Here is a 25,616-nt window from a genome sequence, read left to right on the forward strand (position 1 = left end):
CGAGAAAGGCGTCTTGCGCGAACTTCAAATAAGAACATAATAAGAACATGACGCGAATCGATCCTGCTCCAATGCCCACCTCGACTGCTTCAACCGCGCTGCCCCCCGGCCTTGGCATGCCCGCGCGCACTGCGCGCTGGCGTCCCGGGCTGGCGGCCACGTGCCATCATACCGAGGTTTTTGCGAGCAGCGCCGAGGCGAGCGGGGCGGGGCTGGCGCTGGCCTTGGCGATAGATGCCCTGCGCGCGGCTGCAGCGGATCCCGCCGCCGATGTGCCCGATGAACGGGCCTGGCTCTGGGTGCAGGACAAGGCGGCGCTGCGCCTTTCCGGGCGGCCCTATCGCCCGGGCCTGCCTGCCACCTTGCGCCACCGCTTGATCCATGTCGCGGCGGACAAGCCTGAAGATGCGCTGTTTGCGCTGGAGGAGGGCCTGCGCTGCCGCGATCTGGCATTCGTGATCGGCGAAATCGCGGGCAATCCGCGTGCGCTCAATTTCACCGCTTCGCGCCGCCTCAGCCTTGCTGCGGAAAAACACGGCGTGCCGCTGTGGCTGGTCCGGCTCGATGCCCGGCGCGATCTGGGCTCGGCGCGGATGCGCTGGGACGCCGCGCCTGCGCCCAGCCAGCCGCCGCGTTGGAACCCGCAGGCTCCCGGCGCGCCAAGCTGGGCGGCAGGCCTGTTTCGCGCGCATACCTTTCAACCCGGACAATGGATACTGCGCGATGACGGCCTTGTTCCCCACGGCAGGCCCCACGGCAAGCTTGTTGCCGAGCTCGTTAGCGGCCCAAATGCCAGCCCGCCGGATCATGGCGATCTGGTGCGGCGCGCTGGCGATCGACCGCTGGCGGCTGGGTGAAGGCTGCGCGGCGGGAGAGGGCGCTGATGCGCAGCCGCTCGCGCTGATTGCCGACACCGCGCATGGCCCGCGCATCACCGCTGCCAACCGCGCCGGGGTTCAGAGCGGCGCGTGCGCGGGCATGATGCTCGCTGATGCGCGCGCGCTGTGTCCGCAGCTCGCGGTGCGGCCAGCCGATCCGGCGGGGGATCTCGCTTTTCTGGAAAGCCTGGCGCTGTGGGCACAGCGCTGGGGGCCGTGGAGCGCGATCGATCCGCCCGATGGCATTCTGGTCGATACCACGGACGCAGCGCATTTGTTCGGCGGCGAGGCAGCGATGCTTGCCGATGCACAGCGCTTGCTCGCGCGGCGCGGGCTGAGCGCGCGCGCGGCGATGGCGCCCACAGCGGGCGCGGCCTGGGCGCTGGCGCATCATGGCCCCGATGGCGCGCTGCTGCTGGCCTCAGATGAAGACATGGCCTCGCGCCTTGCCGCGTTGCCGGCGGCGGCCTTGCGGCTTGATGATGATGTGCTGGTGCTGCTGCGGCGGCTGGGGCTGAAGCGGCTGGGCGATCTGACGGGCATCGGGCGCGACGCATTGGCGCGGCGTTTTCGCACCCGCCGCTCGCCCGCTGCCAATCCGCTGACGCGGCTCGATCAGCTGCTTGGTTCAGTTCCCGAGCCATTGTTGCCGGTGATCGGCGTGGCCGCGCCGATGGTTCAGCGCCGTCTGGCCGAGCCGATCCGCCACCGCGCCTTGCTCGATCGGGTGCTGGCCGATCTGGCGCGCGACATGGCGCGTTTGCTCGAAGCGCAGGGGCAGGGGGCGCGGCGGCTCGAACTGGGGCTCTGGAAAGTGGATGGCGAGGTGCTCGTGCGGCGGCTGGAGATGGCCGCCGCTGCGCGCGATCCCGCGCATGTCTGCCGCCTGTTTGCAGCGCGGCTCGATGATCTGGATGCCGGCTTCGGCATCGAGCTGGCGCGGCTGCGCGCGCCGTGGACCGAGCCGCTGGTGATGGCGCAGGCCGAGCTTGACGCAGCGGCGGAGCGCCATGGCACCAGCCTGGCTGCCTGCATCGACCGGCTCACCGTAAGGCTGGGCGCGGATGCAGTGCGCCGCCCGCTGCCTCATGCCAGCCATCTGCCCGAGCGGGCGCAACGCTGGTGTCCGCCGCTCATGGCCCAGCCCGGCGCGCAGGAAACCTTGGATTTTCACGCCCGGCCTCTGAAACTGCTCGATCGGGCCGAGCCGATTGCGGTGATTTACGAGGCCCCCGGCGGCCTGCCCCGCCTGTTTCGCTGGCGCGGCCATGTGCACGAGATCGCGCGCGCCGAAGGGCCAGAGCGGATTGCGCCCGAATGGTGGCGCGAAAAATCGACCGTGCGGCTGCGCGACTATTACCGGATCGAGGATAGCACCGGTCGCCGCTACTGGATCTATCGCCATGGCCTTGCCGGGGATGGACGCGGCGGCGCGCCCGAGTGGTTCCTGCAAGGGCTGGCGCCTTGACGTCAGATATCCATGCCTGAAGCGGCGCTAACCCCTGAGCGGCGGCGGATCGAGCTGGAGGAGGAATGCAGCCCGCCGCCGCGCGCGCCGTTTGTCGAACTGGGGCTGGCCACGTGCTTTTCCTTTCTGCGCGGCGCCTCGGATCCGGTCGATCTGGTCATCGCTGCCCGCGCGCTGGGCTATGATGCGCTGGGCGTGGCCGATGCCAATTCGATGGCCGGGGTGGTGCGCGTGCATGGTGAGGCCAAGGCGCTCAAACTGCGGCCGGTGATCGGGGCACGGCTCGAAACGACCGAGGGGCTGGCCTTCCTTGCCTATCCGCAGGACCGCCCCGCTTATGGCCGCTTGTGCCGGCTCATCTCGGCCGGGCGCATGGGCACGCTGGATGGAGGCTGGCAGGCCAAGGGCGTGTGCGAGATCAACCTCGCCATGCTGGCTGCGTATGCGCAAAGGCTGCACCTGATCCTGCTTCCGCCCCGCGACCTTGACACGACGTTCGATCTGCGACCCCGCGAAGACGGTGGCCTCAGGCCGCCAGCAGAGCCTTTAACGGGAGGAGGCCCCCGCCTTCGCGGGGGCGCTGCGCATCTCCGGCTTGTGCACAAACAATCCGGCCCGTTTCCAGAGCTTCTCCCTCACCTTGTCCACAGCCTGCCCACCATGCGCCATCTGGCCGCGAGCTATCTGTATACCGGAGACGACATCGCCCGGATCGAGGCGCTCGATGCGCTGGCAAAAGCCCATGACATGAGCCTGCTGGCGACCAATGATGTGCTCTATCACGAGGCCGCGCGGCGCCCGCTTCAGGATGTGATGACCGCGATCCGCCACAAGACCACCGTGGCGCGCGCCGGGCACTTGCTCCATCCCAATGCCGAACGGCACTTGAAATCGCCGCAGGAAATGGAGCGGCTGTTCGAGCGCTGGCCCCATGCGATCAAGGCGGCGCGCATGATCGCCGATGCCTGCACCTTCAGCCTGGATGAATTGCGTTATGAATATCCCGAGGAGATCTGCCCTGAGGGCCGCGATCCGCAGACATGGCTTGAAGAACTGACCTGGGCGGGGGCTGCGGGGCGCTACCCTTCCGGCGTGCCTGAAAGTGTGGCGCACACATTGGCGCGCGAGCTGGCCCTGATCGGCAAGCTGAACCTTGCGACCTATTTCCTGACGATCAAGGATATCGTTGATTTCGCCCGCCAGTGTGATCCGCCGATCCTGTGTCAGGGGCGCGGCTCGGCGGCCAATTCGGCGGTATGCTATTGCCTTGAAATCACGGCGGTAGACCCTGCGCGCCATGCCTTGCTGTTTGATCGGTTCATTTCGGAGGAGCGCAAGGAGCCGCCCGATATCGATGTCGATTTCGAACATGAGCGGCGCGAAGAAGTGATCCAGTATATCTATCGCCGCTTTGGCCGCCAGCGCGCCGGGCTCTGCGCCACGGTGATCCACTATCGTCCGCGCATGGCGATCCGCGAGGTGGGCAAAGCGATGGGCCTGTCCGAAGATGTGACCGCGGTGCTGGCGCGCACGGTGTGGGGCGGATGGGGCACCGAAATCGCCGAGAAGCATCTGGCCGAAACCGGGCTCGATGGTACCGATCCGCACCTCAGGCGCGTTCTCAAGCTCACCGAGCAGATGATCGGCATGCCGCGCCATCTCTCGCAGCACGTCGGCGGCTTTATCCTCACGCAAGGGCCGCTGACCGAGACCATCCCGATCGGCAACGGTGCCATGCCCGATCGCAGTTTCATCGAGTGGGACAAGGATGATATCGATGCGCTGGGCATCCTGAAAGTCGATGTGTTGGCGCTGGGCATGCTCACCTGCATTCGCAAGTGCCTTGATTTGCTGGGCGCGCACCATGGCCGCGATCTCACCCTCGCCACCGTTCCGCGTGAGGATCCAGAGACTTATGCCATGCTGCGCAAAGGCGATTCGCTCGGCGTGTTTCAGGTGGAAAGCCGCGCGCAGATGAACATGCTGCCGCGCCTGCGTCCGCGCGAGTTCTATGATCTGGTGATCCAGGTGGCGATCGTGCGCCCAGGGCCGATCCAAGGCGATATGGTGCATCCTTATCTCAAGCGGCGACGCGGCGAGGAAAAGGTGGAGATACCCGCGCCCGGCCCGGCGCATGGGCCGCCGGATGAATTGACCTCGATCCTCGCGCGCACGCTGGGTGTGCCGATTTTTCAGGAGCAGGCGATGAAGATCGCGCTCGATGCGGCCAAATTTTCAGGCCTCGAGGCGAACCGGCTGCGCAAGGCCATGGCCACCTTTCGCAGCCGGGGCATGGTCGATGAGCTGCAGGACATGATGGTCGAGCGCATGGTTGCGCGCGGTTATGACCGCGATTTTGCGCAGCGCTGCTTCAATCAGATCAAGGGTTTCGGCGAATATGGCTTTCCCGAAAGCCATGCCGCCAGTTTTGCGCATCTGGTCTATGTCTCGAGCTGGCTCAAATGCCATTATCCGGCGGCGTTCGCCTGCGGCTTGCTCAATTCGCAGCCGATGGGGTTTTATGCGCCCGCGCAGATCGTGCGCGATGCGGCGGAACATGGCGTTGCCGTACTGCCGGCCGATGTGAACCATTCGCTGTGGGATTGCACGCTGGAGGAACGGGGGGCGGAGAACGATGCGGCGCTGCGCCTCGGCTTGCGCCAGATCGACGGTCTGCCTGAACATGCCGCCGCCATGCTCGTGTCCGCGCGCGCGCAGGGTGGGCGGTTTGCCGATGTCGGCGCGCTCAAGGAGCGGGCGGGGCTTTCGCCCGCCGTGATCGAGCGGCTCGCGGCGGCCGATGCGTTTGGATCGATCGGGCTGGCGCGGCGGCAGGCGCTGTGGGACGCGCGCAGCCTGATCGCCGCCCGCGAAATGCCGCTGTTTGCCGCCATGGCCGCGCGCGATGAAGGCGCGGAACGCGCAGAAACCCGGCTCCCTGCGATGCCGCTCAGTGAAGAAGTGGTCGCCGATTACCAGACCCAGCGCTTGTCGCTGAAAGCCCATCCGCTCGCCTTTCTGCGCGCAGGGCTGGCCGAGCGCGGCTTTGTGCGCGCCAGCGATCTGCGCGCGCGCAAGGTGCGCAGCGCGGTGCAGGTGGCGGGAGTGGTGCTGGTTCGCCAGCGCCCCGGCAGCGCCAAGGGGGTATGCTTTATCACGCTCGAAGACGAGACCGGGGTCGTCAACCTCGTGATCTGGCCCGATCTGATGGAAAAGCAGCGCAAGGTCATCATGGGATCGCGCCTGATCGAGGTGCGCGGCCGGGTGGAATATGACGACGAAGTGATCCACGTGATCGCCGCCCACCTGACCGATGCCAGCGCCGCGCTCGCTGGCCTGTCCGATGTTCCCATGCAGCCGGCCATGGCCCACGCCGATGAAGTGAACCGCCCGGTTCCGGGGCGATCACCGCCGCCCGCGCGCGGGCATCCCCGAAACGCACGGATCATCCCAAAGTCGCGCGACTTTCATTGAGGGGGGGGCCAAGCTGCCACAATTCGGCCTGAACCATCTGCCATGGTGCCATCATGGATATTGTTCGTATCACAGCCGATGATGCGGCGCGGTTTGTGGCCATGCGCCACGCTGCGCTCGTGAACGATGCCGCCAGTTTCCGCACATCCGCTGAAGACGATGCCAAAGTCCCGCTGGCCCAATGGGAGCAGCGCCTGGCAGCAGAGCATGTCTATGCGGTGAAGCGCAGTGACGCGTGGCTGGCGATCGGCGGGCTCTCTCGCGAAAATCGAGCAAAGCTTGATCATAAGGGGTTGATCTGGGGCATGTATGTCGCGCCTGAAGCCAGGGGGACAGGGGCGGCGGACCAGCTGATGGAGGCGCTTGTTGCGGCGGGCCGGACGCTGGGGCTGCGGCAATTGCAGCTCACCTTGATGGCAGACAATGTCCGCGCCATGCGGCTTTATGAGCGGCACGGCTTTGCCACTTATGCGACCGAGCCCGCCTCCGTACGGTTTGGCGAGGGTTATGCAGATGAAGCGCTGATGTGGAAACTACTCTGAGTAACGCGTAGGCCTCAAGTCCGCAGCCGCTCAATCCCCTGCGCCAACGCGACATACAGTTTGCCCATATCAGACGAGAGCAGGGTCACACCGAGCACATTGCCGTCACGCGTCGAGAGCAATTGGCGCAGCATCGATTCAAAATCGTGGATGTAGCGATTGACGTGGCCCTGGAATTCGCGGTCGTTCTCGTAATGCTGCTGCACCGCGCGAACTTCCCCACTATCGAGCAACGACACCGCGCGGCGGGTGAAAATGCCGCGGTCGCCGCGCAAGTATGATGCCCATGCCGTTTCCGAAACATCGGCAGAGATCGCTTTGGCGATATCGATCGCGGTGGAATTGAGCGATTCGGTGATGATCGCGGTGCGGCGTGCAAAATCGTTGTTGACCTGCTCCTCGGCGCGTTGGCGCGCCCGCGTCACCCGGTCTTCCAGATTGCTGGCCAGCTCGTCCAATTTGACAAGCTGATCGCGCATCTGGCCCGCCGTATCGCGGCTGGCTGCGGCAGCGTTGTCGATCGCGTCTTCGAGCCGGGCAATAAGTTCGGCCCCGCGCCCTTGTAATACGCTGGTGATGGCCGCGGTGCTGTGTTCGCCGAGCTTTTCGGCCAGCGCTTCGATCTGGTGCAGCGTGCCTTCGCTCAAATCGGCTTTGGCCTTGCCTGCGGCTTCGGAAAGCTGCGCAATCGCCGCCTGCAGGCTCTGCTCGATATCCAGCGACAAAGCTTCGCTTTCGCTGCGCACAACGGTGAGCGTTTTACGCAGCGCGCCAAGCCGCGCAGATTGCTCATTCACGTGCCCGGCAAGGGCTGCTTGCAGCTCGGTGATGTCCTCCATCGTGCCGCCGATGTCGCTGCGCGCGGTGCCAATGTGATCGGAAAGCGCGCGGCCCTTGTCGCCCGCTTCGCGCAAGGCGTCGCGCATGGCCAGAACGCGATCTTCGACCTTGCCCAGCCCGGCCTCGGTGCTGCGCAGCGCCTCGGGCAATTGCTTGCGGGTATGGTCGCTGCTGGCCTGAATGAGTTCGAGCAGACGCACGGCGGAGTCGGTCAGATTGTCGATCTCATGGTCGGTGCCGCCAAGCGCCTCGCGCATATCGATGATCCGCTGGCTGAGCACCTGCATCGCGCGATCGAGCACCGCTGCGGCATCGCTGCCTTGCGTGCTAGATGCGTGCAATGTCGCCGAGAAGGCAGCAACGCGCTCGCCGATCGCATCGCACTGGCCGCTAAGCGCCAAAGCGCCTTCCAGCTGGCTCTGCCGCTGATGCGCAATTGCGCCATCAAGCTCCGCCAGCTTGGTGGTTAGCGCGTCTGCGGCCTGAATCGCGGCGGCCGACATGGCAGCCCGGCTTTCTGCCAGTTTTGCATCAAGCGCTTCGGATTCACCGGCAAGCCGCGCGGTAAGCTGCTGTGCGCCTTGTTCGAGGCTGGCAAGCCGATCGCGCGATTCGGCAACTACCGCATCATGGCGCACCGAAACATCCGCGATCGCCGTGCGCAGCGCCGCGATCTGCGCGCTCGCGCGCTCGGAAAACGCCGCTACCGCGACCTCTTCAAGCTGCGCGATTGTTCGGCCGAACCCGCCGCTTTCGGCTTGTAGCGCAGCAAACCGGGCAGACAGCGCGGCCAGCGCTTCCTGCTCGGTCGCGGCGATTGCTTGTCGCTGCTGGTCAAGCTCGCTTGCCAATTCGTCCGAACGGCTCCGGATCGCAGCCAGCGCGGCAATTTCTTCCTGAGCAAGCCGCACACTGTGTTCGTCTGCAACCTTTTCAAAAGCGCCAAACCGCTCGTTCATCATCGCGCCGATCCGGTCCGACGCATCACCGAATTTCTCAAGCGCGGCATCAACACGCTCACGCACTTGCGCCACATGGCGCTCGCTGGCGAGGCCGAATTCATTGAGGCGCTGGAAACCAGCAACCAGATCTTCAAGCTGGATGTGCGCCGCGCGGCCGACATTGCCAATGGTATTGGTGACATCCTTGGCCGAATTGGCGATCACTGGCAGCTGGCCGCGCAACTTCTCCATATTGATCAGCGCGTGATCCGACACTTCGCCGATGCGATCAACTTGCGCGCCGTTGGTCTGGATAAGGTCTTGCAGCCGGGTAGCTCCGTGCGAGAGCCGGTCAGCCGCTATCCGGCCCAGCGATTCCAGATCGCGTGCCTGCGCGGCGATGAAATCGCGGGCCAGCGAGAGTTCGGTGTTGATCGCCGAAAGGCGAAGTTCAAGCCGCGCTGATTCATGGTTCAGCAAGTGCGCAACTTCGCCAAATCGCACCGCTTCGCGGCGGCTTGAACGCATGATCACCTGCAGCATGATCAATACCAGCAGAACCGGAGCTGACCACGCGCTGATCAGATCGGTCCACACCGCAAGGGGCGCGGGGATGCGGATCTTCTCCAAGTTTGCCCAAGAAAACGCCGCAGACCAGCCAGCGACTATGAGCGAGGCCGCTGCCGGGGCCAGCCAGCCGCGCGTGAGGCGCGGGGGCGACTCTTCGGGATCAACCCAATCCGGATTGGTGGCAAACACGGGCCATCCTTCGATTCCGGTGGCATCGATAGCAGCGCCCTCGGTTCCGGTGGCTTCGCTTAACGGCAGACCGCCCTCGGACTGGTCCGGCTCGATCTTGGTTATCTTGCGCTTGAACGTCACCCATCAAGCTTAACACAGTTTTCCGCGACCGTTAAACCCACCTTAACGCGTTATCGGTTAACAACCTCACCATGGCTTATCTTGGCGAGGCAATCGACACCCATCTTTCTGCGGCAACCGGCGATGATTCGGGTTTGTTTCAGGAACTGCGTGCCGCTTTTGTCGAAAGCGCGCGCCGTCAGGTCGATCTGCTGGAGCGCGCGCGCTGCGATGCCAATTGGGATGTCACGGCGCGGCGGCTGAAAAGCCTCGCAGCGACCTTCCATGCCACCGAACTGATGGCCCTGGCCGATCAGACTTTGGCATCGGCTCCCGGCGACCCGGTGATCTTGCGCCGTTTGAACGCGTTGCTCGATGATCTGGAACCCAGCGGCTGAAAGGTTGCTGAGCCGGTCAAGGGTAGGCCGCAACGACATCACAGCATCGACAGACCGCAGCGCGGGGCCTACGGTAGCCGCAAAGGGGTCGGGCGTTTGCGGATTGCATTGTTATCGTTGATGGAAACCGTCCCCGGGGAGCCATCCGGGCGGCGTGGCATGCTCTCCATCGGCGGGCACTGTTTATTGCGTCATCAGCTTGGCCTTGCGCTGGCGCTGGGATGCGCCCGGATCGTAGTCATGGCCGAGACGCTGACCGGCGATCTCGTTGCCCTCCAGCACATCGCCGAAGCAGGCGGCGCGCGCTTTCACGTCGTCGGTTCGGCGCGCGCGCTGGCGCCGCTGGTGGCAGCCGAGGATGAGTTGTTCGTTCTGGCCGATGGATTGCTGGCCACGCCCGAAGACGCGCTGCGGCTGCTAGGCGAAGGTCATTGCGTGCTCACATTGCCGATTGAGACCGGGTTGCCAGCAGGGTTCGAACGGATCGACATCAACAATGCCTATGCCGGCGCGATGTGTCTGCCCGGACGGCTGATGGCCGGGCTCGGCGAACTGCCTGCCGACTGGAATCCCGGCGCGGCGTTGCTGCGGCTGGCGATGCAGGCGCGCATTGCCCAGCGCCCGGTGCCCGCCGCATCGATCGATCAAGGGCGCTGGATGCTGGTCCGGAGCGAGGCCGAAGCACACCGCGCCGAGCCGGGCTGGGTAAGGGTGCATATCAAGGCTGATGTGGTCCGCTCGCCCGGTGCCTCGATCGCGATGATGGCGGTGTTGCGGTTTGGCCCGGCTTTGCTTCACGCTGGAACGCGGCCGATGGTCATTGGGCTGGCTGCATTGGCGACCGCGCTGTTTGGTATCGGCGCAGGGTGGTTTGGCTGGTCGGCGCTTGGCTTTGGCCTGCTCGGCCTGGCGTGGTTGATCGTGCAAATCGCCGGGCTGCTCACGCAAGTCGAGCTGAGCTCGCTGTTGGCCCGCCCCGGTCGGCTGAACTCTGCCGGATTTGCTCTCTGGGGCATCGATGCTGCGCTGGTCACGCTCTGCGCCTGGCGCAGCGATCTTCCCGCCATGGCGCGATCACCGATCGGGATTGGCTGGTTCACGCCCATCGTCTTGCTGCTGGTCTTGCGCCTGGCGCAAGGGGCATTGCCCCAGCGGCGCTGGCTGTGGTGGCTCGAGGATCGCCTGATACTGGCGATGTTGCTTGCGGGCGCTTGCGCGTTCCTGCCGTTCGATGCGGTGTTGCAGGTTGGCGTTTTGATCGTACTGATCACCGGCATTGTAGCATTGGGGCGCGGTGCGGCGCGGTCTAACGCTGAATTAACCACTCGGGGTTAAACGCTGAAAGCATGGTTGACCCCTTATCTTCCGGCCCAATCTCTTCCGGGGGCAAGCAAAGCGCGTCTGAAGCGCTGCTGAGGAATGAATTGTCGGCGTGCGATCAGGCTCTTGCCAATTGCGCGCCAATTCTGCGCCACCTGCTGCGCAATGAAGACGCCTCGATCTACAGCGAATTGATCGTGGCGCGGGTCCGGGGAATGTTTCAAGATATTGCTCGCCAATTGGTCATCGCGCTGGCCGAGGCAGCCGGCCATGCCGAGCCACAAGCCTGGGCCCACGAAGCGGCCGGCGAACTGGCGGCGTTGCTCGCCGAAAATCCCATCTTTCTCGCCCATTTCCATGCGCTGGCCCTTGAATGGCAGATGGCCGAGCGGCTGCAGACGCAAATGGCGCTCGACCCGGTGGTAACGCCGCTGCTGCAAGCGCGGATCGCCTCAGCCGATCCCGAGATCGCCGCCACGGCCATGAGCTTGCTGGCCGCGCAAGCCCGGTTTGGTCAAGCGCAGCGCCGCATGCTCCTGCCTATGGCCGAGCTTCCGGGCGATCTGTTCCATGTCGCGATGGTCACCATGCGCACCTATGTGGGCCATGAAGCGAGTGCCGACGGCTACGCCCTCATTGCCGAGCGTGCGATGCGCGCGCGCTTTGATGAGCAGCGCGGGCGGCTGGCCTTGGTCGGCCGCGTGCTGGGCGCAATGGCGGACAATGAGGCGCGCAGCGCACTATCGATCGAGCATGCCGGCGTCACGCTGTTCGTGACCGCGCTTGGGCAGGCTTCCGGGATAGGCCGCGAGTCGATCATCATGGCATCAACCGAGGGTCAGCATTTGCGCATGGCACTGGCGCTTTGCGCCAGCGGTCTCGGCCCCGACCGCATGACCTCACAATTCTGCGCGATACACCCAGACGCGGTGCTGCCTGAAGCGGTGCGCGAACTGGAACGGGAGGCAGCTGCGGCGGTGTTGCGCGATGCGGGCTTGGCTTTCCCATGATCGCGCCGCTGACCAAGGCGTGGGCGCGATGAGCACCGCGATCTCCATTCGCGGGCGCTGCGATGCGCAGGATCGTCTGATCGAGGCGGATGAGCCGCTGGCCGGTCTGCAAACGCGCTGCGGGGGCGAATTGCCCGGGGTGATTGCCATCCCGGCGCTGCTTGCGCTGGCGCGCCGCGCGCGGCTTGCCCGCATGTCGATCGCCCGTTCGATCAGCGCGATGGACGACGGTCAGCCGATTTCGTTCTGGGTAAAGATTGCCCCCGACGAGGAAGGTGCGCGGCTGGAATGCAGCCAATGGCGCCAGACGGGCCATCCGCCTGCCGACGTTTCCGCGCCGAATGTGCTACTCTGGCTGATTGCCGAGGCCCATCTGCTGCTGGATGACGAGCAACGCGTGCTGACAGTGCATACAGAAACCGACGAGCTGGCAGCGCTGGAAGCCGGTATTGGCAAAGTCTGGTCCGAGCTGGTGAAATTGGGAACGATGGGAGAGGCGGCCGCCGATCGCGACCAGCCGCTTCATTGGCGTTTGCTCGATGATGCGTCGTTTACACTGGGCGATGCGCCGCGGCGCTGGCGTTCGCGCATCCAGCCGCGCGCGGGCGGGGGTTTCGAATTGCTCATCATCCCAGAAACCATCGTCCATTTGCCGCCGCAGCCCGGCGGCGCCGCGGCTGCGCCGCCACCATGGAACACGCTGCTTGGCCGCGATCTGGCCCCGGCGCTGCGTCAACCGATTAACCGCATCATCGCCAATGCCGAGACCATCCGCACCCGGCTGGCCGGCCCGTTGGCCGATGAATACGCCGGTTATGCCGGCGATATCGCCGAGGCGGGGCGGCACTTGCTCAGCCTAGTCGAAGATCTGGCCGATCTCGACGCGCTCGAATCCCCCGGCTTCAGCCCGGCACCCGATCGCATTGATCTGGCCGATTGCGCACGCCGCGCGGCAGGTATCCTGTCGGTGCGGGCCAAGGAGCGTGCGATTGCGCTGCATTTGCCGCCAGACGATGCGCATGCGCCCGCGATCGGCGAGTATCGGCGGGTTCTTCAAATCCTGCTCAATCTGCTCAGCAACGCCATCCGCTATACGCCGGGGCACACGGCGGTTTCATTGGCAGTGGGGCGGGCCACCGATGCGAACGGCACCGAGAACGCGTGGATTGCCGTAAGCGACCAGGGAGACGGCCTGACCGAAGCACAGATGGCGCGGGTGTTCGAGAAGTTCGAGCGACTGGGGCGAAGCGGCGATGGCGGCAGCGGGCTGGGTCTTTACATCTCGCGGCGGCTGGCACGCGCGATGCAGGGCGATCTGCGCGTGACCAGCTCACCGGGCACGGGGGCGAGTTTTGTGCTCAGCCTGCCCGCGGATCGCGCCTGACAACTATTTGCGGCGAACGATCAACGCCGCTTGCCGCTGCGCAGCACCAACCCCAAGCCGATCAGCGCCAAGAGCGCCCCCCACAAGATCCACTGCTGCTGCGCCAGCATGAAGCTTGAGGCTGGCCACATGATCAGCCCCGCACCCTGACCCATCCACAGCAGGCCCATCAACACAGCGGCCACGCCGAAAATTCGCATTACGGTGGTCATGGCAAACGGCTTTCCGGGTTGTCGCTGCTTCGTGAACGGCTCAACGCTCGGTCAGCGGAACATAATCGCGCGCTGCCGGCCCTGTATAAAGCTGGCGCGGACGACCGATCTTCTGGCCTGGATCGGAGATCATTTCGTTCCATTGCGCGATCCAGCCCACCGTGCGCGCGATGGCAAACAGCACGGTAAACATCGTGGTGGGGAAGCCAATCGCCGAAAGGATGATCCCCGAATAGAAATCAACGTTAGGAAACAGCTTCTTGTCGATGAAGTAGGGATCGTTGAGCGCCAGTTCTTCAAGCCGTAGCGCGGTCTCGAACAAGGGGTCCTTGACCTTCAGCGCGGTGAACACTTCGCGCACGGTTTCCTGCATCACCGTGGCGCGCGGATCATAGTTTTTGTAGACGCGGTGGCCAAAGCCCATGAGGCGGAACGGATCATTCTTGTCCTTGGCGCGCTCGATATAGTGCGGAATCCGGTCTGGCGTGCCGATTTCCTTCAGCATGTTGAGCGCCGCTTCGTTGGCGCCGCCATGCGCTGGACCCCAGAGGCAGGCGATGCCCGCCGCGATGCAGGCAAACGGGTTCGCGCCCGATGAACCAGCGAGCCGCACGGTCGAGGTCGAGGCGTTCTGCTCGTGATCGGCATGGAGCATGAAAATGCGGTCCATCGCCTTTTCTACTGCAGGCTCGATCACGTATTCCTCGGCCGGCACGGCAAAGGTCATGCGCAGGAAATTGCCGGTGTAGCTAAGGTCGTTGCGCGGATAGACGAAAGGCTGCCCGACGGAATACTTGTAAGCCATCGCCGCGATCGTGGGCATCTTGGCGATCAAGCGGTGGGCGCTGATCGTGCGCTGCTCCGGATCGCTGATATCGGTCGAGTCATGATAGAACGCGGAAAGCGCGCCAACCACGCCGCACATGATTGCCATCGGGTGCGCATCGCGCCGGAAACCACGGTAAAAAGTGCTGAGCTGCTCGTGGACCATGGTGTGGCGCGTGATTGTGCGCGAAAACTCGGAAAGACCGTCGGCCGATGGCAGTTCGCCATTCAGCAACAGGTAGCACACCTCCATGAAGCTCGAATGTTCGGCCAACTGGCCGATGGGATAGCCGCGGTGCAGCAGTACACCTTCGTCGCCGTCGATGTAGGTGATCGCGCTGTCGCAGCTCGCCGTGCTGGTAAAGCCCGGATCATAGGTGAACAGGCCGGTCTGGCCATAAAGCTTGCGAATATCGACCACATCCGGGCCGATCGTCCCGGATTTGACCGGCATGTCGACGGTCATGCCGTCTGCGTTCAGGGTTGCGGAATTCTCGCTCACGATATGGCCTCCTGATAGGTGGTATGCGGCGTTTAAGCCGGGTTTGTTACTGATCCCAAAACTCTTATTGTTCAGGGCGATGCATCTGATCGCGAATCCGCGCCAATGCCTCTTCCTTGCCCAAAAGCGTCAGAACGTCAAAGATGCCGGGCGAGGTGGCCTGCCCGGTCAGCGCCGCGCGCAACGGCTGGGCCAGCTTGCCAAGCCCGAGATTGTGCGCTTCTGCCAATGCTTTCAGCGTGGCTTCTAGCGCCTCGCTTGTCCAGTGCGCTTCATCCGCGAGCAGTGCCGCTACCATCGCCAGCAAGCCGCGCGCGTCATCGGTCAAGAGGGCCGCCGCCTTCGGGTCGAGCGCCAAAGGACGATCAGCGAACAAGAACCCGGTGCTGCGCGCCAGCTCGCCCAGATCGGCGGCGCGCACTTTGAGCACCGGCATCGCGGCCTCAAGCAGCGCAAGCTGCGAGGCATCAAGGCCGCCAAGCCGGGGCGCGACCAGTCCGGCCAGACGGGCATCATCGGCTTCGCGCAAGTAATGTCCGTTAAGGTTGAGCAGCTTCTTGATATCAAAGCGCGCCGCACCTTTGCCGACAGCGGCGATATCGAACCATTCCACCGCCTGCGCGCGCGAAATGATCTCATCATCGCCGTGCCCCCAGCCCAGCCGCAACAGATAGTTGAAGACCGCCTCGGGCAGCAGGCCCATTTCGTCGCGGTAGGCATCGACGCCCAGCGCGCCGTGGCGCTTGGAAAGCTTGGCACCGTCCGCGCCGTGGATTAGCGGGATATGCGCGTAAGCCGGATCGTCCCAGCCCCCCTCGATCGCCTGCATCGCGCGGATCAGCACCAGTTGGCGAAAGGCGTTGTTGATGTGGTCATCGCCGCGGATGACATGCGTCACCCCCATATCATGATCATCGACCACCACCGCGAGCATGTAGGTCGGCGTACCGTCCGAACGCAGGATTACATAATCGTCGATCTCGCTGTTCTGCACGGTGATCGGACCCTGTACCAGATCCGGGATCGTGGTTTCGCCGGTGCGCGGTGCCTTCAGGCGCACCACATGCGGCTGGCCTGCAGGGCGGCTGGCAGGATCGGCATCGCGCCATTCGCTGTCGATGCGGAACGGCAGCCGCGCGGCCTGCGCTGCCTCGCGCCGCGCCGTCAGTTCTTCGGTGCTGAGATAACACCGATAAGCGCGGTCTGCCGCGACCAGCTGATGCGCGACCTCTGCGTGGCGGGCCGAGCGCGCAAACTGAAGTACCGGTTCCTCGTCACCGCCGAGGCCCAGCCAGTCGAGGCCGTCATAAATCGCGGCGATGGCAGCATCGGTAGAGCGGGCGCGGTCGGTATCTTCGACGCGCAGGAGATATTGCCCGCCATGATGGCGCGCGAAGAGCCAGTTGAACAGCGCGGTGCGCGCGCCGCCAATATGCAGGAATCCAGTCGGCGACGGCGCAAAACGGGTGACGACACGCGCCGCTGTGCTGGCGGCGACTAGGGCCGGTGCTGCAGAAACGGTATCAGTCATGCTTGCCATTTCGGCCAAAATCCCTCCTAATCTTGGGCATGGCTGAGCCAGTCCCTGGCAGCGCGAAAGTCGGCGCTGAAATCGTTGCGGCCGGACTGCGTCTCATCGCGCTGGCTGCGGCGGCGGTCTGGGGCAATCTCGCCCAATTGTCCAGTATGCACCGCACCATTGAACGCTTCCTGATGGAGCGCGCGTTCGAGCGCGGTCCATGGCTGGCGGTGGCGTTTGCCGCCGGGATTGCGGGCTGGACAGTTCTAGAGGGGCCGGCCGATTGGGCGGCGCTCATGGCATTGTGCGGTGCGGTCTTTCTGCTCGCCAGCTTGATCCCGCCCGATAGCGATCTACCATACTTGCGTCAGGCCTTGCTCGCCGTCACGCTGATGGTCGCTGCGGGCTGCGCCACGATCTGGGCCAAATCGGCATTGGTGGGCGAACCGGGCATCGCGTGGCCCGAGGTCTCGTGGATAGAGGGCGAAGTGCTCGACCGGCAGGACGAGCGCGCGCAAGGGCGCATCCGTCTGGTTCTGGCGGGCCAGGTTGAAGGGCACGGCCAGCCGCTGCGTCTGCGTATCAACGTGCCGGTGCAAGGCGATCTTCCGGCGCTGGCGGAGGGAGCAAGGGTGCGCCTGCGCGCCCGGCTGATGCCGCCCGCCGCGCCGATGCTGCCGGGCGCTTACAACTTTGCTCGCACCGCGTGGTTTGCCGGACTTGCGGCCACGGGCAACGCGATCGGGCCGGTCGAGGTGCTGACTCCGGCTACGGACCGCTGGTCGCTGCGCCAGATCCAGCAACGCCTGGCCGACCATGTCAGCGCCAATCTCTCCGGGTCGCCCGGCGCAATTGCCGCAGCACTGGCCAGCGGCGATCGCGGCGCGATTGCGCAAAGCGATGAAGACGCCATGCGCGACGCGGGCCTCACGCACCTGCTCTCGATAAGCGGGCTGCATGTCAGCGCGGTGATTGCGGCGGTCTATGTCATCACGATCCGCATGCTGGCGCTGTTTCCCTACATCGCGCTGCGCGTGCGGCTCCCTGTGTTCGCGGCGGCGGCGGGAGCATTGGGCGGGATTGCTTATACGCTGGTGACGGGTTCCGAAGTGCCGACTATCCGTTCGGTGGCCGGATCATTGCTGGTGCTGGCCGCGCTGGCGCTGGGCCGCGATCCGCTCTCGCTGCGCCTGCTTGCGACGGCGGCGCTGTTTGTGATGCTGTTCTGGCCGGAATCGGTGTTCGGCCCCGGCTTCCAGATGAGCTTTGCCTCGGTGATTGCGATTATCGCGTTCTACAGTGCTGCGCCCGCCAAGGCGTTTCTGGCAGCGCGCGAGGAGGGGTGGCTGATGCGCACAGCGCGCCATTTGCTGATGTTGCTCGCCTCGGGCGTGGTTATCGAACTGGCGCTGATGCCGATCAGCTTGTTCCATTTTCACCGCGCGGGGCTTTACGGCGCCGCCGCCAATGTGATCGCGATCCCGCTGACGACCTTTGCCACAATGCCGCTGGTTGCCATTGCGCTATTGCTGGATCTGGTCGGCGTGGGCGCGCCGGCCTGGTGGCTGGTGGGTAAATCTCTCGAGTTGCTGCTCTGGCTGGCGCATGTGGTCGCGGCGCAGCCGGGCGCGGTGACCATGATGCCGGGGATGCCGGGGTGGACGTTTGGCCTGTTTGTGGCCGGGCTGCTGTGGGCGGCGCTGTGGACAGGGCGGGTGCGGCTGTGGGGCTTTGTCCCGATCGCGCTGGCGACGGCTGCCTTGCTGGCTCAACGGACGCCCGATGTGCTGGTATCCGGCGACGGACGCCATGTCGGGATTACCGGCGAAGGCCCCGACTTGCTCGTGCTGCGCGACATGCGCGGCGATTATACCCGTGATGCCATGCTCGAAAGCGCCGGGATGGACGGACAGGTGACACCGCTCGACAGCTGGCGCGGCGCGCAGTGCAACCCTGACTTTTGCCGCATAACCGCGGCGCGGGGAGGGCGGCGCTTTGTTCTGCTCATGGCCCGGGGCCGCGATCTGGTGGAACGCACCGCGCTGGAACCAGCCTGCGCCGCCGCCGACATCGTGATCGCCAGCCGCCGACTGCCGCTGTGGTGCAAACCGCGCTTGCTCAAAGCGGACCGGGAGATGCTGAGGCGCACCGGCGGGGTCGCCATCAGCCTCATCTCAGGCGAGATCCGCACGGTGGCCGAAACACAAGGCCAGCATGGCTGGAACCAGCAGGCATCGACACCGTCACCCCGCTATCGCCGACCCTACGAAGCGATGCGCGGCTCGCCCGCATTGCCAAAAACCGATCAGTGATAGCGGCGCAGCAGCCCCGCCAGCTTGCCCTGAACCTGAACCTCGTCAGGCCGGTAAAACTGCGGATCATAGGCTGAATTGGCCGGATCGAGCCGGATCATGCCCTTCTCGCGGCGCAGATATTTGAGCGTGGCTTCCTCACCGCGCACCAGCGCCACCACAATCTCTCCGTCACGCGCCGTATCGGTGCGGCGCACCAGCGCAAAATCGCCGTCCAGAATGCCGGCATCGACCATCGAATCGCCTGATACCTCAAGCGCATAATGTTCGCCTGCGCCGAGCAGCGCAGCAGGCACGGGCATCGTCGCGGTGTCCTCCAGCGCCTCGATCGGCAGGCCGGCTGCGATCCGGCCGTGAAAGGGGATCTCGATAATGTCGTTGGCAGGCATCGGATGAGCGGGCAGGGGTGCCTTCGCAGCGGGGCGCAAGGCCGCCAGCGCGGGGGCAGGGACACGCGCCGGGGCTTTGCCGGTGCTCGATTCCGGCTCCTTGATCACTTCCAGGGCGCGGGCACGGTTGGCGAGGCGGCGAATGAAGCCGCGCTCTTCAAGCGCCGAGATCAGCCGGTGCACGCCCGATTTGGATTTGAGGTCCAGCGCTTCTTTCATTTCTTCGAACGAAGGCGAGATCCCGGATTCTTCAAGCCGGTTCTGGATAAAGCTGAGCAGCTCGTGCTGTTTGCGCGTTAGCATTCCGCGTCCCTCCCATAAGCGAACGAATGCGGAACGAATAAGCAACCTCGCGCAGCTCGTCAAGCATATCCGCCACTTTCGAGCAGATATACTGGAACAAACGATCCCGCCGGGGCCAGCGGCGCGCCCGCCGCGCGCTGAATGAGCGCATTGGCATGGGCCAGCGGGGTCAGCATGCCCGAATCCTGCAGGCTGCCCAGCGTGACTTGCTCTCCATCCCAGTGCGCGCGCAGAAATTCCATGCGGCTGCCGCCGCCGGGCAGGTCAGCCGCGAGCGGCGCGCGAAAGGCGCGCGGAAGCGGATAGGCCGCGCCCAATGCCGCGCGCAGCAGCGGCAGCATAAACAGATAGGCCGTGACATAGGCCGAGGCTGGATTGCCGGGCAGGCCGAGGATTACCTGATGTCCGCGCTGCGCCACCAGAAGCGGCTTGCCCGGCTTGATGCCGACGCGCCAGAAACTGATTTTCGCGCCCGCCGCCTCGAGCGCGGGGCGGATCAGATCGTGATCGCCCACCGATGCCCCGCCGCTGGTGACGATCACATCGGCGCCATGGCCCGCATCGAACGCGGCAACCAAGGCTTCGAGCCGATCGGGCACCGGCCCGAGCCGGCTGACTTCAACCGGGATCTGAGCGGCCATCACCGCCAGCATCGTGCCGTTGCTGGCCGGTATCTGCGCTGGTCCGGGAGTCTTGCCGACAGCGGCAAGTTCATCGCCGCTATCAATGATCGCCAGCTTGACTGCGCGCCGCACCGGCAAGTGGGTGTGACCCCCGGCAATAGCCAGCGCGATCTGCGCCGCGCCCAGCCGCGATCCGGGCGCAAGCAAGGGCGTATCCTGCCAGAAATCCATTCCTGCCGGGCGGATATGGCGATCGGTGGGTGAAGGCGGTGTGCCGGTGAGCGCCAGCGCATCGCCTTCGCGCGCCGTGTCCTCTTGCAGGAGGATCATATCGGCGCTGCCCGGAACAACCGCGCCGGTGCTGATCCTAATCGCCTCGCCGGCGGCAATGATGCCGGGGAAAGGATGCCCGGCTGCGCTCTCGCCGATCACGCGCCATGGCCCCGGCAGGTCGGCGGCGCGCAAGGCATAGCCGTCCATGGCCGAAAGCGGTGCAGGCGGGTTGGTGCGCCGCGCAACCATGGGAGCGGCGAGATAGAAACCGAGGCATTCTGGCGCCATCCGGTGCTCGACGGAAAGCTGCGGCGCAAGCGCGATCAGGCGGCGCTGGGCCTCCTCAAGTGGCAGCGGCGGGGTGCGGGCGGGCGCAGGACCAGCCATTCAGGCCGCTTTCCAGTCGCCCGATTTGCCGCCGCGCTTTTCGATCAGGCGGACATCATGAATGACCATGCCTTTATCGATGGCCTTGGCCATGTCGTAGATCGTCAGCAGCGCGATCGAAACGGCGGTGAGCGCTTCCATTTCCACGCCCGTTCGCCCGGTGAGCGATGCGGCGGCGCGGGCCTCGATCCCATCTTCCAGATAGGCGAATTCTACCGACACCGCATCAAGGCCCAGCGGATGGCACAGCGGGATGAGCTCGGCGGTTTTTTTTGCCGCCATGATCCCGGCGATCCGCGCCGCTGCCAGCACATCGCCCTTGGGCACGGTGCCGCCGCGCAGCGCGCCGAGCGTCGCCGCGTTCATACGGATGGCACCAACGGCAATCGCCACCCGCTGGGTTGCGGCTTTTGCACCGACATCGACCATGCGCGCGCGGCCTTGCGGATCGAGATGGGTGAGCTCGCTCATGCGCCGAAAACCTTCCAAGTTGACATAGTTGACACAGTCCAGAGAACAAACTTGGCGATCCCGGGGCGGGGCGCTGGCGCGGCCTGCGCAGCGCGATGAAGGGCGGTGTTGCGTGCTATCATCGTGCCGTGATGCCATAGCTCGCAGTTGTAGGACAGATCGAAAGCGGGGGCGGCCTGCTCGCTCCCATTATGGCCGCATCCGCCCTGGATGGCATCTGCGCGGCGCGGCGCTACCGGGCGAGGCGCGCGGACTGGCTAGTGGACAGCGGGTGCCGGATCGCTAACGTGATCGTTCATAGCGTGAAACGGGGGAAGCATGATGCGCAAACGGACGGCCGGTTTGATCGGAGCGGCGGCGACGATGCTGGGCGGGCTGGGCTGGTATGCCAGCCTCGATGCGGAAACGCGCGGGTTGCTCGGTGCCTTGCCGACCAATGCCGATGTGCTGAGTTGGTCGGTGCCGCAGCGCGACGCTGCGTTTCGCGCCATGGACCGCCTGCCGGTGCTCGCCAAGGCGCACGAGATTGCGGCATCGGACAAACCGCTGCCGTTGCCGCCGGGCAGGCCTTTGGCGATCCCCGGGGTGGAGGCCTACATGGCGGCGCAGCGCGCGGCGGGGCTGGTGATCGTGCAGGACGGCAAAGTGCGCTTCGAGCGCTACGGCCTCGGCTTTAATGCGAAAGGACGCTGGACCAGCTTTTCAGTCGCCAAGTCGTTTACTTCGACTTTGGTCGGCGCGGCGCTGCGCGATGGCGCGATCAAAAGCCTCGATGACAAGGTAAGCCAGTACATCCCCGATCTGCGCGGCTCTGCCTATGACGACGTGAGTGTTCGGCAATTGCTGACGATGAGTTCCGGCGTGCGCTGGAACGAGGACTATGAAGATCCCAAGTCCGACGTCGCGATGTTCAACACAGCCCAGCCCGACAAGGGCGTGGATGCAACGGTAAGCTATATGCGCAAGCTGCCGCGCGCGCATTCGCCGGGGACCGTGTGGCACTACAATACCGGCGAGACCAACCTGATCGGCGTGCTGGTATCATCGGCCACGCACAAAACCTTGGCACAGTACCTGGAAGAAAAGATCTGGAAACCTGCGGGCATGGAGGCCAAGGCGACTTGGCTACTGGGCAAGACCGGCCATGAGATCGCCGGGTGCTGCCTTCAGGCCGCGACGCGCGATTTTGCGCGAATGGGCCTGCTGGTGCTGGCGAACGGTCAGGCGGGTGGCCAGCAGATCGTTGCGCCAGACTGGTTTGCCCAAGCCACACACAAGCAGAAGGACATCGGCGAGGCGGGCAAGGGCTATGGCTACCAATGGTGGACTTACGACGATGACACCGTCGCCGCGCAGGGCATCTTTGGGCAGGGCATTTTCATCGACCCCAAGCGGCATCTGGTGATCGCGAGCAACGCCGACTGGACCCGCGCCAGCGAAGGGCCGGAGGGCGATGCGCGCGAGGCCTTTTACCATCAGGTGCAGGCGATCATTGACGCCGGGGGATGATCATTCCAGCGGTTTGCCGCGTGAGCGGATGACGTAGTATTTGGTGTAGCCCTTGGTATCCCACGTTCCGCGCCATTCGGCGGGCACGGTGACGGCATCGCCGGGGCCGAGGGTAGTGACCTGTCCGTCGACAGAAGTAAGTGTCACGCTGCCGCTGACGAAAAGCATGAATTCGTCGACGCCATAATCCTTGTCCTTGAATTCCTTATGCGAGGGGCCAGCCTTGTACATGCCGCTTTCGAACAGCTTGTCGCCGGTCATCAAGGTGATGACATCCTTGGTCTGCTTCGCGCCTTCACCCGCAACGATCACCTCCTTGCGGTCAAAGATCGCGCCGCTTGCTTCGGCCGCTGCTATTTTGGCGGGATGAACGACTTGCGCGGCGACCGCAGAGGTGGTCGTTGTCAGGCCGATTACGAGCGAGAGCATGAGTTTCATTGCGGATGTTCCCTTTTCCAGTTGCCGCAAAGTATGTTCGCAGCGGGAGGGAATGCAACAGCTTTAATTCTCGCAGAGCGCGGCGGCCACGGCGGCTTCGGCATGAAGCCGGGCGGTGTCGAACAGCGGAACCGGGCTGTCATCCGGCCCGACCAGCAGCATGATTTCGGTGCAGCCCAGCACGATGCCTTGTGCGCCGCGCGCCGCCAGCCGGGTGATGATGGCGCGGTAAGCTTCGCGCGAGGCGGGCTCGATGCGGCCGGCGATGAGTTCTTCATAAATGATGCGGTGGACCACGGCGCGATCTTCGGCTTCGGGGACGAGCACTTCGAGCTCATGCTTATCGGCAAGATAGCCGCGGTAGAAGTTCTGTTCCATCGTGAAGGCGGTGCCGAGCAGGCCGACTTTGGCGAGGTCCGCCGCCTTGATTGCTTGCGCGGCTGGATCAGCGATATGGATCAGCGGGATGCCGATTGCAGCGGCAACTTCATCTGCCATCAGGTGCATGGTGTTGGTGCAGATCAGGACCATGTCCGCGCCTGCGGCCTCCAGCGTTTGCGCGGCATGGATCATCTGCTGGGTAAGCGCGGCCCATTCGCCGGCCCTTTGCAACGCGGCGATTTCGGAGAAGTCGAACGAATATAGCAGGCAACGCGCCGAAGCCGAGGGACCGCGCGCATTGCGAACGCCTTGGTTGATCATGCGGTAGTATGCGGCCGAACTTTCCCAGCTCATACCGCCGATCAGGCCGATGGTTTTCATTGGGTTCGGTTCCTGTGCCGCGAACGATGCGATGTTTTGCCGCGATACGGGCGCTAAGCCGTGTCCGGCTTGCCCGGAGTGGCCATGCGCTGGCGCCCGGAAAATCCTGCCGCGATCTGTTCCAGAGCGATTCCGGCGAGGTTCTGGGCGCGACCCGTCTGGCGTAGGCGGACGCGGGTGAAGGTGGCGCTGCGGGCCGCAAATTCCGCATGATAGGCCTGATAATCGGGGTTTGGTTTGGCAGCGCCGCTGGCCTGCGCGATCACGAAGGCGGAATCGCCGATCAGCACCACATCACTTTCGCCAAGCATTTGCGCAACTTCGAGCGCATGGAGCAGGGCGCGCCATTCGGCGTCGGTATTGCTGCCATGGCCGATGGCCGGGCGGTGGTGGGTCACGCCGCGCGCGACGACGGCGGTTTGCATCGCGCCCGGATTGGGGCGGCAGCCGCCGTCGAACCAGATATTTATGGGTTTAGCGCCCACTTAGCGCCGCAATAGCGCGCGGGTAGCCGCGCAAACGTCATGCTCGCGCATCAGGCTTTCGCCGACGAGGAAAGTGCGCGCGTGGGGGGCGAGGCGCAAGAGATCGGTGTGGCTGTTGATGCCGCTTTCGCTGACCAAGAGCGCGCCTTCGGGGGCGAGCGGGGCGAGGCGTTCGGTGGCCGCGATATCGGTTACGAAGCGCTTGAGATCGCGGTTGTTTACACCGATCAGGCGCGATTTGAGGCGCGCGGCGCGCTCCATTTCGGCCTCGTCGTGCACTTCGACTAGCACATCCATGCCGTGTTCGGTGGCGGCCATCTCGATCTCGGCCATTGCCCCATCATCGAGCGCGGCGACGATGATCAGGATGGCGTCTGCGCCGATGGCGCGGGATTCGGCGATCTGCCAGGGATCAACCATGAAATCCTTGCGCAGCGCAGGCAGCGCGCAGGCGGCGCGCGCGGCGATGAAATAGTCCTCGTGACCCTGAAAATAAGGCGCATCGGTGAGCACCGATAGGCAGGTCGCGCCGCCCTGTTCGTAGGCCAGGGCATGCGCGGCAGGATCGAAATCGGCGCGGATCAGGCCCTTGGACGGACTGGCCTTCTTGATTTCGGCGATGAGCGCAAAACCGGCGGCGGCCTGCGCGCGCAAAGCGGCTTCGAACCCGCGCGGCGGGGTGTGCTCGGATGCGCGCGCGGCGAGATCGGCGAGCGAGAGCACCGCCTTGCGGGCCACGACTTCGTTGCGCTTGGTCGCGCAGATTTCGGCGAGTTTGTCGGTCATCGGAGCGTCGCGATCCAGCAGTTCAGCAGGGCATTGGCAAGCCCTTTGTCGATGGCTTCGGCGGCTTCTTCCACGCCGTCATGCCAATCATCCACCTCGCCCGCGACGATCAGCGCGGCGGCGGCGTTGAACAGCACGGCGTCGCGGTATGCGCCAGGCTCGCCTTGCAGGAGCGCGCGCAGAGCGGCGGCGTTGTAGGCCGCGTCGCCGCCGCGGATCGCGGACACGGGCGCGGCGGGCAGGCCGGCATCGGCGGGATCGAGGCGCCGCATTTGCAGCGCATCGCCGCGTACTTCGGCGAGCGCATTGCCGCCCGCCAGGCTGAGTTCGTCGAGCCCTTCGTCGCCAGAAACGACCATGGCGTGCGTGGTGCCCAGCTTCAGCAGCGCCTCCGCATAGATCGGCACGTAATCCGGGCGGGCGATGCCGACGAGTTGGCGGGTGACTTTGGCCGGGTTGGCCAGCGGGCCCATCAGATTGAAGATGGTGCGGCGGGCGATGGCTTTGCGGATCGGCATGATGCGGGCCATCGCCGGATGGTGGCGCGCGGCAAAGAGGAAGCAGATGCCGAGGTCGGCCAGCGTGGCCTCCGCCGTTTCGACCGCGCGGTCGAGATTGAGGCCGAGCGCTTCCAGCGTATCGGCTGCGCCCGCTTTGGAACTGGCGGCGCGGTTGCCGTGCTTGGCGACAGGCACGCCGCAGGC

22 protein-coding genes are annotated in these 25,616 nt (G+C 64.9%); 10 read left to right on the forward strand and 12 right to left on the reverse strand.

The genetic code is table 11. From position 1 onward, the window contains the following. Positions 1-116 precede the first annotated feature (116 nt). From Q0O40_RS02160 to Q0O40_RS02175, 4 genes are read left to right on the forward strand one after another with little or no spacing between them, the layout of a single operon-like run. Positions 117-857, forward strand: coding sequence for a hypothetical protein (locus tag Q0O40_RS02160; RefSeq protein WP_295525661.1), 741 nt, complete (start codon positions 117-119; stop codon positions 855-857). Next, on the forward strand, positions 790-2,346 hold the full coding sequence (locus Q0O40_RS02165; protein ID WP_295525598.1) for a DUF6504 family protein: 1,557 nt from the start codon (positions 790-792) through the stop codon (positions 2,344-2,346). Before Q0O40_RS02160 ends, Q0O40_RS02165 begins: the two co-directional genes overlap by 68 nt. A 12-nt stretch (positions 2,347-2,358) precedes the next feature. Continuing rightward, positions 2,359-5,820, forward strand: a complete 3,462-nt coding sequence (locus Q0O40_RS02170) for an error-prone DNA polymerase (RefSeq protein ID WP_295525600.1) — start codon at positions 2,359-2,361, stop codon at positions 5,818-5,820. A gap of 53 nt (positions 5,821-5,873) precedes the next feature. Then, positions 5,874-6,362, forward strand: a complete 489-nt coding sequence (locus Q0O40_RS02175; RefSeq protein ID WP_295525603.1) for a GNAT family N-acetyltransferase — start codon at positions 5,874-5,876, stop codon at positions 6,360-6,362. 14 nt (positions 6,363-6,376) lie between these two features. Here the strand turns inward: Q0O40_RS02175 and Q0O40_RS02180 are convergent, their stop codons facing one another. Then, positions 6,377-9,025, reverse strand: a complete 2,649-nt coding sequence (locus Q0O40_RS02180; RefSeq protein WP_295525606.1) for a hypothetical protein — start codon at positions 9,023-9,025, stop codon at positions 6,377-6,379. Between the two features lie 71 nt (positions 9,026-9,096). On the opposite strand from Q0O40_RS02180, the gene Q0O40_RS02185 reads away from it, so the two are divergent. The 4 genes from Q0O40_RS02185 (at position 9,097) to Q0O40_RS02200 (ending at position 13,116) form a co-directional block, all read left to right on the forward strand. Beyond that, positions 9,097-9,402, forward strand: a complete 306-nt coding sequence (locus Q0O40_RS02185) for an Hpt domain-containing protein (protein WP_295525609.1) — start codon at positions 9,097-9,099, stop codon at positions 9,400-9,402. A gap of 120 nt (positions 9,403-9,522) precedes the next feature. Next, positions 9,523-10,737, forward strand: coding sequence for a hypothetical protein (locus tag Q0O40_RS02190; protein ID WP_295525612.1), 1,215 nt, complete (start codon positions 9,523-9,525; stop codon positions 10,735-10,737). A gap of 89 nt (positions 10,738-10,826) precedes the next feature. Beyond that, complete coding sequence (locus Q0O40_RS02195; protein ID WP_295525615.1) at positions 10,827-11,732, forward strand: hypothetical protein; 906 nt, start codon at positions 10,827-10,829, stop codon at positions 11,730-11,732. Positions 11,733-11,760: 28 nt separating this feature from the next. Further along, positions 11,761-13,116 (forward strand): HAMP domain-containing sensor histidine kinase, encoded by a 1,356-nt coding sequence (locus tag Q0O40_RS02200; RefSeq protein WP_295525618.1) that lies wholly within the window; start codon positions 11,761-11,763, stop codon positions 13,114-13,116. Positions 13,117-13,136: 20 nt separating this feature from the next. Here the strand turns inward: Q0O40_RS02200 and Q0O40_RS02205 are convergent, their stop codons facing one another. The 3 genes from Q0O40_RS02205 to gltX all read right to left on the reverse strand — a co-directional run bounded on the left by Q0O40_RS02205 (position 13,137) and on the right by gltX (position 16,186). Next, entirely contained in the window at positions 13,137-13,328 is a 192-nt protein-coding gene (locus Q0O40_RS02205) for a hypothetical protein (RefSeq protein ID WP_295525620.1), read from the reverse strand. Positions 13,329-13,368: 40 nt separating this feature from the next. Then, the gene (locus Q0O40_RS02210) at positions 13,369-14,655 is read right to left on the reverse strand and encodes a citrate synthase (RefSeq protein WP_295525623.1); all 1,287 of its coding nucleotides are present in this window, start codon (positions 14,653-14,655) and stop codon (positions 13,369-13,371) included. Positions 14,656-14,719: 64 nt separating this feature from the next. After that, positions 14,720-16,186 (reverse strand): glutamate--tRNA ligase, encoded by a 1,467-nt coding sequence (gene gltX, locus Q0O40_RS02215; RefSeq protein ID WP_295525626.1) that lies wholly within the window; start codon positions 16,184-16,186, stop codon positions 14,720-14,722. A gap of 38 nt (positions 16,187-16,224) precedes the next feature. Here gltX and Q0O40_RS02220 point away from each other — a divergent pair, with 38 nt between their 5' ends. After that, positions 16,225-18,486, forward strand: a complete 2,262-nt coding sequence (locus Q0O40_RS02220; protein WP_295525629.1) for a ComEC/Rec2 family competence protein — start codon at positions 16,225-16,227, stop codon at positions 18,484-18,486. On the opposite strand, the gene lexA is transcribed toward Q0O40_RS02220, so the two are convergent. The 3 genes from lexA to moaC are packed head-to-tail and all read right to left on the reverse strand — an operon-like array spanning position 18,480 to position 20,932. Next, positions 18,480-19,178, reverse strand: a complete 699-nt coding sequence (lexA, locus tag Q0O40_RS02225; protein ID WP_295525631.1) for a transcriptional repressor LexA — start codon at positions 19,176-19,178, stop codon at positions 18,480-18,482. The two genes, Q0O40_RS02220 and lexA, sit on opposite strands and share 7 nt — an antisense overlap. A 59-nt stretch (positions 19,179-19,237) precedes the next feature. After that, positions 19,238-20,461, reverse strand: coding sequence for a molybdopterin molybdotransferase MoeA (locus tag Q0O40_RS02230; RefSeq protein ID WP_295525634.1), 1,224 nt, complete (start codon positions 20,459-20,461; stop codon positions 19,238-19,240). Beyond that, a complete protein-coding gene (gene moaC, locus Q0O40_RS02235; RefSeq protein WP_295525636.1) occupies positions 20,462-20,932 on the reverse strand; it encodes a cyclic pyranopterin monophosphate synthase MoaC in 471 nt (156 codons plus the stop codon). It abuts the gene before it with no gap. A 318-nt stretch (positions 20,933-21,250) separates the two neighbouring features. Between moaC and Q0O40_RS02240 the strand changes: the two genes are divergently transcribed. Further along, a complete protein-coding gene (locus Q0O40_RS02240) occupies positions 21,251-22,441 on the forward strand; it encodes a serine hydrolase domain-containing protein (protein ID WP_367183707.1) in 1,191 nt (396 codons plus the stop codon). Here the strand turns inward: Q0O40_RS02240 and Q0O40_RS02245 are convergent, their stop codons facing one another. From Q0O40_RS02245 to trpD, 5 genes are all read right to left on the reverse strand, one after another. Continuing rightward, positions 22,442-22,879 (reverse strand): cupin domain-containing protein, encoded by a 438-nt coding sequence (locus Q0O40_RS02245; protein ID WP_295525638.1) that lies wholly within the window; start codon positions 22,877-22,879, stop codon positions 22,442-22,444. Between the two features lie 63 nt (positions 22,880-22,942). Next, complete coding sequence (locus Q0O40_RS02250; protein WP_295525641.1) at positions 22,943-23,641, reverse strand: aspartate/glutamate racemase family protein; 699 nt, start codon at positions 23,639-23,641, stop codon at positions 22,943-22,945. 53 nt (positions 23,642-23,694) lie between these two features. Further along, positions 23,695-24,126 carry a reverse transcriptase-like protein gene (locus Q0O40_RS02255; RefSeq protein ID WP_295525643.1) on the reverse strand — a complete coding sequence of 144 codons (432 nt, stop codon included), beginning with the start codon at positions 24,124-24,126 and terminating at the stop codon, positions 23,695-23,697. Continuing rightward, complete coding sequence (gene trpC / locus Q0O40_RS02260) at positions 24,127-24,912, reverse strand: indole-3-glycerol phosphate synthase TrpC (RefSeq protein ID WP_295525645.1); 786 nt, start codon at positions 24,910-24,912, stop codon at positions 24,127-24,129. It lies immediately after the preceding gene. Then, positions 24,909-25,616, reverse strand: a 708-nt coding sequence (gene trpD / locus Q0O40_RS02265; protein ID WP_295525648.1) for an anthranilate phosphoribosyltransferase, incomplete at its 5' end; no start/stop codon positions are given. The genes trpC and trpD, both read right to left, overlap by 4 nt.

The organism is Novosphingobium sp. Chol11, assembly GCF_945870625.1.
Taxonomy (GTDB): Bacteria; Pseudomonadota; Alphaproteobacteria; order Sphingomonadales; family Sphingomonadaceae; genus Novosphingobium.